General features: G+C 71.3%; 17 protein-coding genes. 8 read left to right on the top strand and 9 right to left on the bottom strand.

The genetic code is table 11. From position 1 onward, the window contains the following. The first annotated feature begins 24 nt into the window (after positions 1-24). Positions 25-3,078, top strand: a complete 3,054-nt coding sequence (locus ACH4YP_RS03035; RefSeq protein ID WP_398489057.1) for an alpha-mannosidase — start codon at positions 25-27, stop codon at positions 3,076-3,078. Between the two features lie 151 nt (positions 3,079-3,229). Then, positions 3,230-3,547, top strand: a complete 318-nt coding sequence (locus tag ACH4YP_RS03030) for a hypothetical protein (protein WP_361051512.1) — start codon at positions 3,230-3,232, stop codon at positions 3,545-3,547. 97 nt (positions 3,548-3,644) lie between these two features. On the opposite strand, the gene ACH4YP_RS03025 is transcribed toward ACH4YP_RS03030, so the two are convergent. From ACH4YP_RS03025 to ACH4YP_RS03010, 4 genes are all read right to left on the bottom strand, one after another. Continuing rightward, entirely contained in the window at positions 3,645-4,844 is a 1,200-nt protein-coding gene (locus ACH4YP_RS03025; protein WP_398489056.1) for an ATP-grasp domain-containing protein, read from the bottom strand. 201 nt (positions 4,845-5,045) lie between these two features. Beyond that, positions 5,046-5,198, bottom strand: coding sequence for a hypothetical protein (locus ACH4YP_RS03020; protein WP_361051518.1), 153 nt, complete (start codon positions 5,196-5,198; stop codon positions 5,046-5,048). A 106-nt stretch (positions 5,199-5,304) separates the two neighbouring features. Next, the gene (locus ACH4YP_RS03015; protein ID WP_361051521.1) at positions 5,305-5,427 is read right to left on the bottom strand and encodes a hypothetical protein; all 123 of its coding nucleotides are present in this window, start codon (positions 5,425-5,427) and stop codon (positions 5,305-5,307) included. Then, positions 5,424-5,753 (bottom strand): hypothetical protein, encoded by a 330-nt coding sequence (locus ACH4YP_RS03010; protein ID WP_398489055.1) that lies wholly within the window; start codon positions 5,751-5,753, stop codon positions 5,424-5,426. Before ACH4YP_RS03010 ends, ACH4YP_RS03015 begins: the two co-directional genes overlap by 4 nt. 361 nt (positions 5,754-6,114) lie before the next feature. On the opposite strand from ACH4YP_RS03010, the gene ACH4YP_RS03005 reads away from it, so the two are divergent. From ACH4YP_RS03005 to ACH4YP_RS02995, 3 genes are all read left to right on the top strand, one after another. Further along, positions 6,115-6,342: a hypothetical protein gene (locus tag ACH4YP_RS03005; protein ID WP_398489053.1), complete on the top strand. Its 228-nt coding sequence runs from the start codon at positions 6,115-6,117 to the stop codon at positions 6,340-6,342. A gap of 166 nt (positions 6,343-6,508) precedes the next feature. Continuing rightward, positions 6,509-7,429 (top strand): metallophosphoesterase family protein, encoded by a 921-nt coding sequence (locus ACH4YP_RS03000; protein WP_398489052.1) that lies wholly within the window; start codon positions 6,509-6,511, stop codon positions 7,427-7,429. Beyond that, entirely contained in the window at positions 7,377-8,075 is a 699-nt protein-coding gene (locus ACH4YP_RS02995; RefSeq protein ID WP_361051532.1) for a 4'-phosphopantetheinyl transferase superfamily protein, read from the top strand. Before ACH4YP_RS03000 ends, ACH4YP_RS02995 begins: the two co-directional genes overlap by 53 nt. A 51-nt stretch (positions 8,076-8,126) precedes the next feature. On the opposite strand, the gene ACH4YP_RS02990 is transcribed toward ACH4YP_RS02995, so the two are convergent. After that, on the bottom strand, positions 8,127-8,354 hold the full coding sequence (locus ACH4YP_RS02990; protein ID WP_361051535.1) for a hypothetical protein: 228 nt from the start codon (positions 8,352-8,354) through the stop codon (positions 8,127-8,129). A gap of 241 nt (positions 8,355-8,595) precedes the next feature. On the opposite strand from ACH4YP_RS02990, the gene ACH4YP_RS02985 reads away from it, so the two are divergent. Further along, positions 8,596-9,639, top strand: coding sequence for an alpha/beta hydrolase (locus ACH4YP_RS02985; protein WP_361051538.1), 1,044 nt, complete (start codon positions 8,596-8,598; stop codon positions 9,637-9,639). A gap of 88 nt (positions 9,640-9,727) precedes the next feature. Here the strand turns inward: ACH4YP_RS02985 and ACH4YP_RS02980 are convergent, their stop codons facing one another. Genes ACH4YP_RS02980 through ACH4YP_RS02965 form a run of 4 tightly spaced genes read right to left on the bottom strand, consistent with a single transcriptional unit; the run spans position 9,728 to position 13,594 of the window. Further along, entirely contained in the window at positions 9,728-11,170 is a 1,443-nt protein-coding gene (locus ACH4YP_RS02980; RefSeq protein WP_398489051.1) for an FAD-dependent oxidoreductase, read from the bottom strand. Then, the gene (locus ACH4YP_RS02975) at positions 11,154-12,359 is read right to left on the bottom strand and encodes an MAB_1171c family putative transporter (RefSeq protein WP_398489050.1); all 1,206 of its coding nucleotides are present in this window, start codon (positions 12,357-12,359) and stop codon (positions 11,154-11,156) included. Before ACH4YP_RS02975 ends, ACH4YP_RS02980 begins: the two co-directional genes overlap by 17 nt. A gap of 13 nt (positions 12,360-12,372) precedes the next feature. Then, positions 12,373-12,903 carry a toxin-antitoxin system, toxin component gene (locus ACH4YP_RS02970; RefSeq protein ID WP_398489049.1) on the bottom strand — a complete coding sequence of 177 codons (531 nt, stop codon included), beginning with the start codon at positions 12,901-12,903 and terminating at the stop codon, positions 12,373-12,375. Between the two features lie 31 nt (positions 12,904-12,934). Next, positions 12,935-13,594: a helix-turn-helix transcriptional regulator gene (locus ACH4YP_RS02965; RefSeq protein WP_361051550.1), complete on the bottom strand. Its 660-nt coding sequence runs from the start codon at positions 13,592-13,594 to the stop codon at positions 12,935-12,937. A 275-nt stretch (positions 13,595-13,869) separates the two neighbouring features. Between ACH4YP_RS02965 and ACH4YP_RS02960 the strand changes: the two genes are divergently transcribed. Both ACH4YP_RS02960 and ACH4YP_RS02955 read left to right on the top strand, forming a co-directional pair. After that, on the top strand, positions 13,870-14,529 hold the full coding sequence (locus ACH4YP_RS02960) for a hypothetical protein (protein WP_398489048.1): 660 nt from the start codon (positions 13,870-13,872) through the stop codon (positions 14,527-14,529). A gap of 49 nt (positions 14,530-14,578) precedes the next feature. Continuing rightward, positions 14,579-15,574, top strand: coding sequence for a LacI family DNA-binding transcriptional regulator (locus ACH4YP_RS02955; RefSeq protein WP_361051556.1), 996 nt, complete (start codon positions 14,579-14,581; stop codon positions 15,572-15,574). The last annotated feature ends 120 nt before the right edge of the window (positions 15,575-15,694 follow it).

The raw sequence follows: 15,694 nt of genomic DNA, 5'->3' as shown, positions 1-15,694 counted from the left end.
TTCCCCGCTACCTGGAGACTTGAGATGCACGACGAACGCCGCCGGATCGAAGAGCGCGTCCAGCGCGTCCACGACCAGCGCATCAAGACCGCGATCTACGCCGCCTCCGTACCGTTCGAGGTCGAGGCCTGGCAGGCTCCGGGCGAGCCCGTCCCCTTCGAGGAGGCAGCGGCCGCCTCGTACGAGCCCTTCGCGATGGACACCCTCTGGGGGCCGCCGTGGGGCACCACCTGGTTCCGGATGCGCGGGCAGGTGCCCGCCGAGTGGGCCGGCAAGCGCGTCGAGGCCGTCATCGACCTCGGCTTCATCGGCGACTGGCCGGGCAACCAGGCCGAGGCGCTCGTCCACCTCACGGACGGCACCCCGCTGAAGGCGGTCAACCCGCTCAACCAGTACGTGGCGATCGCCAACCCCGCCGTCGGCGGCGAGCGGATCGACTACCTGGTCGAGGCGGCCTCCAACCCGGACATCCTCGCCGACAACTTCTCCAAGATCACGCCCATGGGCGACAAGCTCACCGCGGGCGACAAGCCGATCTACACCTTCCAGCGCGCCGACATCGCGATCCTCGACGAGGAGGTCTGGCACCTCGACCTGGACATCCAGGTGCTGCGCGAGCTGATGCTGGAGCTGGGCGAGCACGACCCGCGCCGGCACGAGATCATGCACACCCTGGACCGGGCCCTGGACCTGCTGGACCTCGACGACGTCTCCGGCACGGCGGCGGACGTACGGGCCGCGCTCAAGCCCGCGCTGTCCAAGCCCGCCAACGCCAGCGCCCACATCGTCTCCGGCGTCGGCCACGCGCACATCGACTCCGCCTGGCTCTGGCCGATCCGCGAGACCAAGCGCAAGACGTCCCGCACCTTCTCGAACGTCACCTCACTCGCCGACGAGTACGACGACTTCATCTTCGCCTGCTCGCAGGCCCAGCAGTACGAGTGGGTGCGCGACAACTACCCGAAGGTCTGGGCCCGCATCCAGGAGTCCGTCAAGAAGGGCCAGTGGGCGCCGGTCGGCGGCATGTGGGTCGAGGCCGACGGCAACCTGCCCGGCGGCGAGGCGGTCGCCCGCCAACTCGTGCACGGCAAGCGGTTCTTCATCGAGCACTTCGGCGTCGAGACCAAGGGTGTCTGGCTGCCCGACTCCTTCGGCTACACCGCGGCCTACCCGCAGCTCGCCAAGCTGGCCGGCAACGAGTGGTTCCTGACCCAGAAGATCTCCTGGAACCAGACCAACAAGTTCCCGCACCACACGTTCTGGTGGGAGGGCATCGACGGCACGCGCATCTTCACGCACTTCCCGCCGGTCGACACCTACAACGCGCGCTTCAGCGGCGAGGAGATGGCCCGCGCGTCACGCAACTACCAGGAGAAGGGCGCCGCGACGCGTTCGCTGGCCCCCTTCGGCTGGGGCGACGGCGGCGGCGGCCCCACCCGCGAGATCATGGAACGGGCGCGCAGGCTCGCCGACTTGGAGGGCTCGGCGAAGGTCGAGATCGAGCACCCCGACGACTTCTTCGCCAAGGCCCGCGAGGAGTACCCGGACGCACCCGTCTGGGTCGGCGAGCTCTACCTGGAGCTGCACCGCGCCACCTACACCTCGCAGGCCCGCACCAAGCAGGGCAACCGCAGGAGCGAACACAAGCTCCGCGAGGCCGAGTTGTGGGCCACGACGGCCGCGCTGCACGCACCCGGCTACGCCTACCCGCACGAGAAGCTCGACCGGCTCTGGAAAACGGTCCTGCTCCACCAGTTCCACGACATCCTGCCGGGCTCGTCCATCGCCTGGGTGCACCGCGAGGCGGAGGCCGAGTACGCGCGCGTCGCCAAGGAGGTCGAGGAGCTGACCGCCGAGGCGGTCACCGCCCTCGGCACGGGCGGCACCCGCGTCTTCAACACCAGCCCGGTCGAACGCCGGGAGGTCGTACGGACCACCGACGGCACCCTCGCCCACACGGTCGTCCCCGCGAACGGCAGCGCACCCCTCGGCACCGGCGAGGCACCCGAGCCGGTGACGGTCGCCGGCCGCGTCCTCGACAACGGCCTGGTCCGCGTCGAGGTCGCCGAGGACGGCACCCTGGCCTCCGTACGCGATCTGCGCGCCGGTGGCCGTGAGGTCCTCGCCGACACGGGCAACCTGCTCCGGCTGCACACGGACCTCCCGAACTACTGGGACGCGTGGGACGTCGACAAGCACTACAAGAACCGCTACACGGACCTGCTGGACGCGGAGTCGGTGACCGTGGTCGAGGAGGATCCGCTGCTGGGCGCGATCCGTGTGGAGCGCTCCTTCGGCAAGGGCTCGCGCATCACCCAGACGATCAGCCTGCGCGCCGGCAGCCCCCGTATCGACTTCGAGACGGACATCGACTGGCACGAGGCCGAGAAGTTCCTCAAGGCGGGCTTCCCGGTGGACGTCCGGGCGGCGCACTCGTCCGCCGAGATCGCGTTCGGCCACATCCAGCGGCCCACGCACACCAACACCAGCTGGGAGTCGGCCCGCTTCGAGGTCTCCGGCCACCGCTGGGTCCACATCGGCGAACCGGGCTACGGCGTCGCGGTCATCAACGACTCCACCTACGGCCACGACGTCACCCGCACGGTCCGCGAGGACGGCGGTACGACCACCACGGTCCACCTCAGCCTGGTCCGCGCTCCGCGCATCCCGGACCCGGAGGCCGACCAGGGCAAGCACCGCTTCACGTACGCGCTGCTGCCCGGCGCGACCATCGAGGACGCGGTCGCCGAGGGCTACTCGCTCAACCTGCCGCTGCGGGTGGCGGACTCGGCGGGCACCCCCGAGCCGGTCGTGTCCGTGGAGGGCGGTGGCGGCGTGACCATCGAGGCGGTCAAGCTCGCCGACGACGCCTCGGGCGATGTCGTCGTACGCGTCTACGAGTCCCTCGGCGGCCGTGCACAGGGCACCCTGCGCACGAGCTTCCCGCTCGCGGGCGCCCAGCTCACCGATCTCCTGGAGCGCCCGCTGACGACAGTGGACACGGAGGGCGACAGTGTGTCCGTCACCCTGCGGCCCTTCGAGATCCAGACGCTGCGACTGGCTGTGGGGAACAAGTGACCACGCTTCCCACGAAGAATTGAGGAAGCGGTAAGACGCCTGGTCACGGCGGGTCAATCGCCCGCCGTGACCAGTGCCTGTTCCCTGTACGACACCTGGAGCTCGCCCGTCGCACCTCTGATGTGGGGCAGTGCGAGGGAAAGGTGTCACCGTGCGAGACCCGCGAACGTCCGAGATCGGCAAGGGGCTGAGGCGCCGGGGAGGGCTGATGGCCCGGGCGGTGAGCCCGCCGCGCCGGAATCTCGACGCCATGCCCGCGCCCAGGACCGACGGGGACTCGTACACCGCGCCGCTCGCCCCGCGGCTGGTGGACTCGCCGGGCTTCGTCCTCTCCTCCGTGCGCTCGGGCTCAACCCTGCGGAGGCCCCTGTCGGGCCGCATCCAGCAGGCCCGCCAGGCCGACCCGACGGCCCAACTGCCGCCTCGCCTGGCCGAGTTGGCGAAGGCGTGGGGGTACCCGGTCGGCTGACCGGGCACCCCTTCAGCCGGAAGCCCGGCGTGCGCGATCTCCCTGAACGTATGGCGGGTACGGGAGTTGGTGCGCTCACCAAGTCGGTATGGGCCAATCAGACGGTCAAGGGGCTGTCCGAAGTCTGAGCCGCCTGAGCTGCCTGTGCCGGATGAGGCGCCTGAGTGGTCTGGGCGGCCTGTGCCGGCTGTGCATCGACGGCGGCCTCCGCGGCTGTCGTGGTCGTGGCCGGGGGAACCGGAAGGTCCAGGTCCGTGCGCTGCTGCGGCAGTGACACCGGCCGTACCGCGCGCGGTCCCGCGATCACCGTGTAGTCCTGGCCGAGGAACGGCGGGACCACGTCGCCGGGCTCCTCGCCGAGCGCCAACCGCACCGCCGCCCAAGGGGCGTTGATGCCGCACTGCGAGAGCTGGTGCAGGCCGCCGGCCGGGCGGGTGTTCACGTCCATCAGGACCGGCTCGTCACCGAGCATCCGGAACTGAATGTTCGTCAGATAGTGCAGCCCGAACGACTCGGCGAGCAACCGGGACGGCTCGATCCACCTGGGGTCGAGCGTGAAGCCCCGCCGCCGGCCGTTCTTGGTCCGGCCCACGGCCATCCGTACCCGCCCGTCCGGACCGGTGAGGCAGTCCACGGACACCTCCGGCTGCTCCAGACGCGGCATGACCAGCCAGTCGACCGGCTCGTCGGCCTGCTCCAGCGCCTCGACGACCATGTCCAGCGGCACGTACGGGCTGGGGAAGCCGTTGAGATGCATCAGGGAGAACGGGGTCCGCGTGATGATGCGGAAACCGACACCGCCCGCCCCGGAGGCCGGCTTGAAGCACGCCTTGTGACCGTCGGCCTCCAACGCGTCGACCGCCGTGACCAGCTCCTCCGCGGTCCGCACCCGCCACCACGGCGGTGCCGGAATGCCGAGCTTCTCGACCGCCTCGTACGCGATCACCTTGTCCTGGAAGGTGTGCACGGCCTCCGCGGGCGGCGCGAGCAGCGCCGTACCGACCGCGGCGAACTCCTCGCGGTGCTCGACGAGCGTCGCCTGGTGCAGGACCGGCACGAACACATCGATGGAGTGCCGGGCGCACTGGTCGAGCGCGTACTCGACGTAAGCCGCCGGGGACAGCCCCTCCGGCTCCAGCGCGGCCACGTCGGCGGCGGCCAGGATGGGGGAGTCGGCGTCGCCGTGGGTCGCGTGGATCTCGACGGCCCGGCCGCACGGATTTCGCCGTAGCTGATCCATGAAGAACACGTTCTCCGCGTACGTGCGGTTGAGCCAGACGCGTACGCGAGAGCCCATGCAGGCCGCCTTTCAGGGTTCACGGGCACGGCGAAGCAGGCCGGGCCCGGCCAAGGAGTAAATGGGTACACAAAACCGCCGTTCGAAAACGGGAGTCCGTGGCGGTTGTGTAGGGCCGATCATAGGGCTTCCGCAGCGTGCTCGCTGCTACGTGCGTGTTACAGAATCCCCGGACGGGCCCACCGGTGCTCCTGAGGCACGTCAGGCCCCCTGGACCCCGCTCCCCTTGAAGGACTCCAGGCCCTCCTCGATCTCCGCGAGCACGTCCGCCGCCTCGGTACCGTCGATCGTGACCGTGCCGTCGAGGAAGGCCAGGGTGTGGCGGCGCTCGCGGGCGACAGGTGAGATCCTCAAGAGGCCACCGCCGGCGTGTGGATCCCCTCCAGGCTGACGGCCCGGCCTCCAGGGCCTCCGCCAGAGGCAGCGCACGGCCGGTCGTACGCTCCAGGAGCGTGAGGAGCTAGAGCAGGTGCACCGAGTCCCAGCCGGGCACCCGGTCGAGCCCCGCGCCGACGTCCGCGCCGGTCACCGGCAGGCCCAGGTCGTCCTGGAGGAGGATGAGGAAGTCGTCGATGGAGTTCACGAGCCGTCGTCTCCCGGGATCCCGGTGAAGTGGACGTGCGCGGGCGGCACGGGCAGGATCTGGAGGCCGTGCTCGTACGTCACGGTCGTGCCGTCGTTCCGGTGGGCGGCCGTTGTGTGGGCCGTCGTTGTGTGGGTGACTGTCGTGTGGGCGACTGTGGTGTTCTCGTCCTTGACCCGGACGAAGCCGTTCCTCGGGTAGAAGTCTCTGACCTTGGTGTTCTTCGGTGTGGCGCGGTAGTTCGCGCGCACCGCCCGGGCGCCGTGCGCGCGGGCGTGCCGCAGCACGGCACGGAGCGAGGTCTGCTCGATGCCTCGGGAGAACACCCGGCAGCTGAGCAGGAAGTTGTCGATGTGGACGGTGTTGCCGTGCCGGTGCTGAACACCGCGCCGACGACGCCGTTGTCCCCGAAGCGGTCGGCGGTGCGGTCGGCGGTGCGGACGGCGAGGACGCGTGCCGCCGGATCGTCGAGGAGAGCGCGCACCTCGGCGGGGCCCGCCTCGACGAGGTGCACCTCGACCCGCAGCTGCCGCAGACACTCGTCCAGGGAGTCGAAGCCGTCGAGGAAGTCCTTGAGGACCGGCTCGTCGCGGTACTGGGCGACCCGGGTGACGTCCTCGCGGGTCAGTTCCGGGGTGTCGAACCAGCCGTTGCGCAGCAACGCCTCGGTGTGAAGGGTACCGCCGGATGCTCCGCCACCACCTCGTCCGGGTCGAGCCGCGCCAACAGCTGCCCGGCCCGGGCGAGTTCGGTGTCCGAGGCATCGCGGAGCAGCCGCCGAACGCCGGGATACTCACGAACGAGCCGCCCCTCACGATGCAGTCGGGCCCGCTCTCCACCAGACGCTCGGAGCCGGACGCCCCTGTCATGGCTCTCCTCGGGCTCGGCGCCCCGTATAGGGGCGCGGGGCGCTGACATCTGCGGTTCCGCCGTGGAGCGCGAGCGACCGACAAGGGACCCGCACCCGGCAGACCGGCCGTGGCCACATCGTCGGCGAGGCCGCTGAAGCCGCTCTTGTACCGTGGAGGCGGTATGTGTTCTTGTGGTCGCATCCGGGCACGCCGAGGGGCGTTTCCGGTCCATGGAGGGGGCGAGGGTGACGACGGCTGACCGTCCGGGCCGGCTGCTGGCCATCAGCGACCTGCACATCGGATACGCCGAGAACCGCGCCCTCGTAGAGCAGATGCGCCCCGAGACCGACGACGACTGGCTCCTGGTGGCCGGCGACGTCGCGGAGACGGTGGCCGACATCCGCTGGGCCCTCGAAACGCTCGCCTCCCGCTTCCGCAAAGTGATCTGGGCACCCGGCAACCACGAGCTGTGGACCCACCCCAAGGACACCGTCACCCTGCGCGGCGTCGCCCGCTACGAGCACCTCGTGGAGGTCTGCCGCGAGCTGGGAGTGACGACCCCGGAAGACCCGTACCCCGTGTGGGAGGGCCCCGGCGGACCGGTCGCCGTCGCGCCGCTCTTCCTCCTCTACGACTACTCGTTCCTGCCCGCGGGCTGCGCGACCAAGGAAGAGGGGCTCACGTACGCCCACGGGACCGGCGTGGTCTGCACGGACGAGCATTTCCTGCACCCCGACCCGTACCCGAGCCGTGAGGACTGGTGCCGGGCCCGGGTGGCCGAGACCGGGCGCAGGCTCGCGGAGATCCCCGCCGAGCTGCCGACGATCCTGGTCAACCACTACCCGCTGGACCGCCACCCGACAGAGGTCCTCTGGTACCCGGAGTTCGCCATGTGGTGCGGCACCCGGCTCACCGCGGACTGGCACCGCGCGTACCGCGTCGCGGCCATGGTCTACGGCCACCTGCACATTCCCCGCACCACCTGGCTCGACGGCGTCCGCTTCGAAGAGGTGTCGGTGGGATACCCCCGCGAGTGGCGCAAGCGCTCGGAACCGCCGGGCAAGCTGCGCCGCATTCTGCCGATGGAGGTCGGATCCGGTGATCGAGGAGCTGCTCCCGGAGTCGGTCGTGGCCGTGGAGGCACACGGTGACGAGCGGCCCGGCGGCACGACGCCGTACCCCGAGCTCTATCCCGAGGAACAGGCGCTGATCGCGCGCGCCGTCGAGAAACGGCGCCGTGAGTTCACCGTCGTACGAGGCTGTGCCCGGCACGCCATGGAGAAGCTCGGCGTGCCCCCGCAGGCCGTGCTGCCCGGTGAGCGGGGAGCCCCGCGGTGGCCCGCCGGGCTGATCGGCAGCATGACGCACTGCGAGGGCTACGCCGCCGCGGCGCTGGCCCGCGCCACCGACCTGGCCTCGCTCGGCATCGACGCGGAGCCCCATCTGCCGCTCCCGGACAACGTCCTGGCGTCCGTGGCACTGCCCGACGAGGACCGGCGGCTGCGCGGCCTCGCCGCGCAGCACCCCGGCGTCCACTGGGACCGGCTCCTGTTCAGCGCCAAGGAGTCGGTCTACAAGGCGTGGTTCCCCCTCACCGGGAAGTGGCTCGACTTCAGCGAGGCGGACATCGACGTCTTCATGGATCCCGGACACACCACGTCGGGTGGCCTCCGTGCCCGGCTCCTCGTGCCCGGGCCCGTGGTCGACGGCCGTCGGATCGGGCACTTCGACGGGCGCTGGACGGTACGCCGGGGACTCGTGGCGACCTCGGTGACCGTGCCGCACGCCCAGGGCTGAGCACGCCCGTCCGGCTCGTCCCTCCTCCGTCGGCGGGCTGACGGTGCCTCATCAAACCTCCGGGCACCAGGTGTGCAGCAGGCGGAAGAACGCCTCCTCGTTGCCCGAGAGCCCCGCCGCGGCCAGCGCGCGCTCCGCCTCCGCGAGGGCGGCGGGCGGCACGACGGGTGGTCGGCCCGTGCCGGGAGGGCCGTCCATGGCGGCCCGGACCGTCTGCAACAGGCGCAGATAGGCCTGCACGGCGGTGCGTTCGTGATCGGTCAGTACGGCGGTCGGCATCGGACGGCTCTCCCCGGTTCGGCTCGGCAGCAGCGCCTGTGGCGGTTCACTCGCCCCCGCACAGCGGTGGCGCTGGGTCCAGCTTGCCGTCCGCCACTGACAATGCCCTTTCGGTACGCGTCGGTTCGCCCGGTTAGCGGAGGGGAAACATCACGGAAATCCCTTGTCGGACAAGGGTCCTACGCTGGAAGCCAGGGCCTGGAGCCGTACTCCCGGCGGCCCGGTGAGGAGAGGCGAGCCCGTGGTCGACGTCCCGCGACAGCACCCGAGGACCATCGCGCGGCTGCGCCCGGTGGGCGACGGAGAGCTGCGGCTGCACCACCGAGTGGTGCACGGCTACCGGCGTGCCTACCGGATGGCGGGCGAGGGCCCGGCACTCGTCCTGATCCACGGCATCGGCGACTCCTCGGCGACCTGGGCGGAGCTCATCCCCGATCTCGCCCGCACCCACACGGTGATCGCCCCCGACCTGCTCGGCCACGGCGCCTCGGACAAACCCCGGGCCGACTACTCGGTGGCGGCGTACGCCAACGGGCTGCGCGATCTGCTCTCCACCCTCGGCATCGAGCAGGCCACGCTGATCGGGCACTCGCTCGGCGGCGGCGTCGCGATGCAGTTCGCATACCAGTTCCCCGAGCGCACCGAGCGGCTGATCCTGGTCAGCGCCGGTGGCGTGGGCCGCGAGGTGAACCCCGTCCTGCGGGCGGTCTCGCTGCCCGGCGCCGACCTGGCCCTGGCCGCGCTGCGGCTGCCCGGGATGCGGATCCAAGTGGGACTGGTCGCCCAGCTGATGAGGCTCCTCGACACCGACCTGGGCCAGGACGCGCCGGAGTTGCTGACCCTCGTGGACGCGCTGCCCGACGCGACCTCGCGCAGCGCGTTCATCCGTACGCTGCGGGCGGTGGTCGACTGGCGCGGCCAGGTCGTGACGATGCTCGACCGCTGCTACCTCACCCAGGGCATGCCGACGATGCTGATGTGGGGCGACCGCGACAGCGTGGTCCCGGTACGGCACGCGTACGGGGCGCACGAGGCGATGCCCGGCAGCCGCCTGGAGATCTTCGAGGGCGCCGGGCACTTCCCCTTCCACACCGACCCCGCCCGCTTCCTCTCCCTCGTCGAGGAGTTCACCGGCACCACCAGCCCCGCCGACTGGAGCCGCGAACACTGGAGCGACCTCCTGCGCGCCGGCCACCCGGGCACCACGGCGGGCCGCCCGGACACCGCCCGCGGCCGGGCGGTGGAGCGGGACCTGAGGGAGGCGAGCGAACGCAGCGCGACCTAGCCACCGCGCCGGCCGGGGTGCGGACCGGGATCGGGGCGGCGAGCGGAGGCCTGACGCCGCGCTGTGCCCCGCGGCGAGGCCGGCCCCGTCAGGCCTCTCGTGTCCCCGACGGCTCCGGTGCGCCGAGGACCGCGTCCCGTTCCTCGTTCGTCAGCGGCGGCTCGGTAAGTGGGGACAGGCGCGGACCGCGCAGTACGGCGAGAACCACCTCGGGCTTGAGCAGGGTGGTGACGGGCGCGGACAGCGTGATCACGCCGAGGAACTCCCTGGCGACCAGCGGACGCCCGGTCGCCGTCAGCATCAGACGGTTCACGTAGCGCCCGAGCAGCTTCTGCGTACCTCCGGGCTCCTTGCCGATCGAACCGGGATACCGGATGTCCGTGCTCGTGGCCAGCTCCCAGGCCGTCGCCACCGGACGCGCCACGGCGCGCTGCACCCGTCTCGCCAGCCTCGGCGCCGCGAGCCCGTACTCCGCGACGTGCTCACGCAGCGCCACCGCACCCTGCGCGGCCACCGACATGCCGTGCCCGTAGATCGGGTTGTACGTGGCGACCGCGTCCCCGAGCGTCACGAATCCCTCGGGCCAGTCCTTGACCTTCTCGAAGAAGCGCCGCCTGTTGACCGTGCTGCGGGTGACCACGACGTCCGTCAACGGCTCGGCGCCGGCGATCAGTTCGCCCACGAGGGGATGCCTGACGTCGTCGCGCGCGAACGTCGCGAACTCCTCGGCGGAGCCCGTCGGCTGGCCGCCGCGCGTGCCCGACAGAGTCACCAGCCAGCGCCCGCCCTCGATGGGCACGATGGTCGCGCTCCGTCCCGGGACCGGCTGAGCCGCGTCCGGCTGGACATTGACCACGGGGAAGTCCTCCGTGCCCTCCGGCGCCCGGAAGATCCGGCTGGCGTACGCGAGCCCGGAGTCGACCTCCTCCATCGGAGCCTTTGGCACACCCAGCGAGTCGAGCCAGGAGGTGGCCCGCGACCCACGCCCCGAGGCATCCACCACGAGATCGGCTTCGAGTACGCGCTCCGCGCCCCCGCTGGTGCGGACGCGTACCCCCGTCACCCTGGAGGCGTCACCCTGCAGTCCCAGCAGCTCGGTGCGCTCCATGACGGTGATCCGCGGGCTCTCGGAGATCCGGGCCCGCAGGACCGAGTCGAGCAGATCACGGCTGCAGGCGATCATGAACTGCATCTCGGGCCAGCGCCGGAGCCAGCCGTGCGGCTGCAGGGACACCAGACCGGTCGGGAGCGGGATCCGCCGGGCGCCGGCGGCGAGCCAGGCCTCGGTCACCCCCGGCAGCAGCTCCTCCATCGCCCGGACACCGCCGGACCACAGGAGGTGGGCGTGGCGGGCCTGCGGAAGCCCCTTGCGCGGCTCGGGCCCGTCGGGCAGGGCGTCACGCTCGACGACGGTGACTTCGGCGTGCCCGCGCAGTGCGGCGGCGGCCAGCATTCCGGCCATCCCTCCGCCGATGACGACGGCACGTCCGACGGCGGCTCCACCTGGGCGGGCGCTAGCTGGTTCGTTCATGGGAGTCGCTCTCTGACCTGGTCGTGGCCCGCCCCCGGGCGGCCGCGACGACGGCTGACTGACGCAGGGCGGTGGAGATCCGTACGAGGTCGCGGGGGCCCTCGGCGGACGCGTTTGGAGCGGCGGTCGTCGCCGAGCTGATGACCCTGCCCTCCGGGTCGGCGGCCCTGGCCCGCACCGCCGCGGTCACCATCGCCGCGTCGGCCTCCGCCTGGGCCTGGACGGGCTCGGAGCCCGCCGCCACGGCCGCGTCGTAGGCGTCCGCGCGCACCCCGGAGTCGAAGTAGGGGTGCAGGCCGAGGATGCCGTCGTGGATGTCGGACTCCCGCTGGGTGACCTGGAGTTCGGCGGGGGACCACCAGGAGATCCGCACGGCCCGCTCCTCGTGTCCCGAGGCCGACCTCAACTCCCGCCACAGCGGCCCGAGTCGACGGTACGTCGACCAGGTGCCCCAGGTGTCCCCGATGCGCTGGCAGGCCAGTGGGACGCAGAAGCCGACCGCGCTGATCTGCGCGCCCACGGAGGCCAGTACAGGGGCCAGATAGGTGCTCAGACCGTCCAGGTCCCCGCCGTTCCAGCGGGCGACCACCGCGATGAACTTGGCCGCCGCGTAGGGGATGTTGAACAGAAAGCCGAGCGCGATGATCAGCAGCCCGACCCGCAGCCAGCCGTGCACCTGAAGCGCCCAGCGCCAGCACATGACGTTCATCGCGACACCCGCGACCGTGAGCGACGCGAGATAGAGCACGATCATCTCGCGGATGAACGGCGTCGTCGCGTAGTAGGTGTCGATGTCCCGCAGCCGTTCGTGCGGTGCGTCCCCGAGGAGGAACAGCGTGATCAGGGCCACCGCCACGAGGCCGTACCCGGCGATCCAGCGGCGGGACGCCCGCCGGGTCGCCTCGGGCGGACCGCCGCGCCAGTTGATGATCAGCACCAGGCAGGCGGCACTGAACGCGCTCAGCAGCGCGTAGACGAGCGGCGCCGAGATGTTCGGGATGCCGGTGGTGCGGTTGACCTCGGCGATCGTCGGCGGGGCGGCGAAGAAGAACACCAGACAGGCGAGGGCGAGCAGAGCGCATACGGCGCGCAGCAGCGGATCGCGCCAGGAGCGCAGCAGCGCGGGAGCCTTGACCGCGAACGCGACCGCCATGGCGGCGGCGGGTATGTAGTAGCTGGAGTCGTCCATGGTGTCGGCGGCTTCAGCTCCGTGGCCCGCGATAGCCCAGCGACGCCTCGATGCGGCCGGCGAGTCCGTCGCGGCGCACGGGGCCGCGCATCGCCGAACCGGCCAGCCAGCCGCGGCACTTGCTCGCCAGCAACAGCCCGAAGCTCTCGGCGTCCTTCTCGTCGGCCAGGTCCGACCGGGTGCGGGCCGCCACCTTCAGGACGGTCGCCTGGAGGTCGGCGTCGTCCGACAGCATGCGGGCGGCGACGGCCGCGCCCTGGACGTGGTGGCTGCAGTGCCCGGCGTTCATGTGCCACAGCTCATGGCCGAGGATCACCAACTGGTGGTCGGGCGCGGTGCGTTCCTCAACGACGACGAGGTCCTGGTCCGCCATGTCGAGCCAGAGTCCGCTGGCGGTGCCCGGCGGGAACGCGGCCGTACGGAACTGCACCGGACGCCCGCGCCGCCTGCTCATGGCGTCGCACAGCGCGGCGTACAGATCGGCGGGCTCCGCCGGTGCCGGCAGTGAGAGCTCGTCGACCAGTTCGCCGCACAGACGGCGCATGTCCTTTCCTATGGCCACTGGTTCCCCCGGATCACGACTCGGGCCGCTTGACGCTCTCCAGGAGCATGTCCAGCCACTCGGCGACCTTGTCCCTGTGCTGGTCGGTGGGCAGCTGTGCGGCCCGCCAGGCGATGCCGCGGACCCCGTGGTCCTGCAGCAGCCGCTCCAGCGGATCGTCGGCGGCGGCCAGGGCCGCCTCGCGCTCCCGGTCGGCGAGCCGCTGGAGCAGCTCCTGCTCGGTGTGCTGGAGCGCGCCCGCGAGCGCCTCGGGGTCCTCCGCGGTGAGGAATCCGGCGTGCACCCGGAAGAATCGCTGGATGGCGTCGCAGTGCTCCATCGTGGGGCGCCGGTCGCCGTTGATGAGGGCGCCCGCCTGCTGGCGCGACATTCCGGCGCCGTCGGCGATCTCCTGCTGGGTGTACCTGCGGCCGCCCGGCTTCAGCCGGGTGCGGCGCAGCAGGTCGAGGCGTTGCAGGAAGCGGGCCTGGAGATCGGGTTCGCCCGCGGGCCGCCCGCCCAGCAGGGATCTGACCACGACCTCGGGGACTCCGGAGGCCGCTGACAGCCGCCGGACGTCGAACACCTCGTCGTGCGGCGCGCAGAGCCGGTCGGCCAGCCCGGTGACTCGGGCCACGACGGCCGGCAGCAGGCCCGTCGCCGTGGCGCCCGGAACCTCGAAGCCATCCGTCACCGACACTTCTCCCCTACGTCTTCGTCGACCGCTCTGGTGGAACCGGATCCCTCGGACGTGAAGCCCTTGTGGGAATTCCGGATGTGCGGCGTGAACCGCCCGAAGACCGGAGAGTAGCCCTTCGGTCGAACTCACATCCAGGTCTCGCCACAACTGTGGCGGGATTCAGCCGTCAACGGGCGCCAAATGCCACGATAGTTGACACCGCTCGCCCGGGGGTAGCAGGATCACGACGCCGCGTCAGGGCCGCATAGGCAAGAGGGGTGGACCTCCCGATGGCATACCAGGCAGGAGGGCCCCGGCCGCAGCCGCGACCCGCCCCCGAGAGTCGTGAGGCCCAGGCGTATCTCCAGGACTACGCCGCGCTCCTGGAGGCTGTCACCTTTCCCTCCGTGGTCGTCGACCACCGCTGGGACGTCGTCCTGGCGAACGGTGCGTTCGAGACACTTTTCCGCGGTGTGGGCCCGCATCCGACCGCCATGCCGTGGGACAACTTCCTCCGGTTCGTCCTGTTCCATCCGGACGCCGGTACGGTCCTCGGCGAGCACGAGTCGAGCTGGTGCCTGCCGATGCTGGCGCACTTCGCCGCCGCCGTCGAGCGGCACGGTCACGACCACGGACTCCAGTCGATCCTCCGGGACATCGGCCAGGACCCGATCATGGACGCCGCCTACCGGCACGGCCTGCCGCACTGGGTCCGCTCGGTCGGCCCGGACGCCGTCGAGCACGACGGCGCGGTGCGGCCGTTGCTGCATCCCGACCCGCGCTGGGGCCGTACCGACTGCCGCATCGTCGGGGAGACCACCAAGACCCTTCAGGACATGGGCTATACGCGCCTGACGCTGGTCCTGCGCGAGGCCCGGCGCCCGCCCGTCGCGCGGCGCACTCGACGCGCGTCGAGTCATCTGAGCGTGGTGCCCACCGCGGAGGCGTAGTGCTGCCTTTACGCAAGTAACTTGCATTTCTTGCGCTATTCTTGCGCGCATGACGCGACGACTTGCTGAGGTGGCGAAGAAGGTCGGGGTCAGCGAGGCCACGGTCAGCCGGGTGCTCAACGGCAAGCCCGGAGTCTCCGACACCACCCGGCAGGCGGTGCTCTCCGCACTCGACGTCCTCGGCTACGAGCGGCCCACCCAACTGCGCGGCGAACGCGCCCGGTTGGTGGGCCTCGTCCTGCCCGAGCTGCAGAACCCGATCTTCCCGGCGTTCGCCGAGGTGATCGGCGGCGCGCTCGCCCAGTCCGGTCTGACGCCCGTGCTCTGCACCCAGACCAAGGGCGGCGTCTCCGAGGCGGACTACGTGGACCTGCTGCTCCAACAGCAGGTCTCCGGCGTGGTGTTCGCGGGCGGCCTCTACGCGCAGGCCGACGCGCCGCACGAGCACTACCGGCGGCTCGCGGACCGCAACATCCCGGTGGTCCTGGTGAACGCGGCCATCGAACACCTGGGCTTCCCGGGCGTCTCCTGCGACGACGCGGTGGCGGTGGAGCAGGCCTGGCGGCATCTGACCTCGCTCGGACACGAGCGCATCGGGCTCGTGCTCGGCCCCGGCGACCACGTCCCTTCGAGCCGCAAGCTCGCCGCGGCGCGCGCCCTGGGCGACCTCCCCGACGAGCGCGTCGCCCGGGCGATCTTCTCCCTCGAAGGCGGTCAGGCCGCGGCCACCCGGCTCCTCGACCGGGGCGTCACCGGCATCATCTGCGCAAGTGACCCGCTCGCCCTCGGCGCCGTAAGAGCCGCACGCCGCAAGGGACTTGCCGTGCCGTCGCAGGTCTCCGTCGTGGGCTACGACGACTCCGCGTTCATGAACTGCACCGAACCCCCGCTGACCACGGTCCGTCAACCCATCGAGGCCATGGGCAGGGCGGCGGTGGAACTGCTGAACGCGCAGATCGGCGGCAGCAGTGTGCCGACCGAAGAGCTGCTGTACGAGCCCGAGCTGGTGGTCCGGGGGTCGACCGCGCAAGCTCCGCGCCCCTGAAGCCCCCTCAGGTGCCGCTGAGATCCACTCGACTGTCAAATAATTACAGAGTCTGCACGACATCTTGCGATCAAATATCGCCGGTGCTTGAGTGTGCGACGCCAGACACGGCGGCGCGCG

Source organism: Streptomyces sp. NPDC020747 (assembly GCF_044334695.1).
GTDB lineage: Bacteria > Actinomycetota > Actinomycetes > Streptomycetales > Streptomycetaceae > Streptomyces.
The sequence above is the reverse complement of the archived record's forward strand: the minus strand, read 5'-3'. Positions and strand labels throughout refer to the sequence as shown.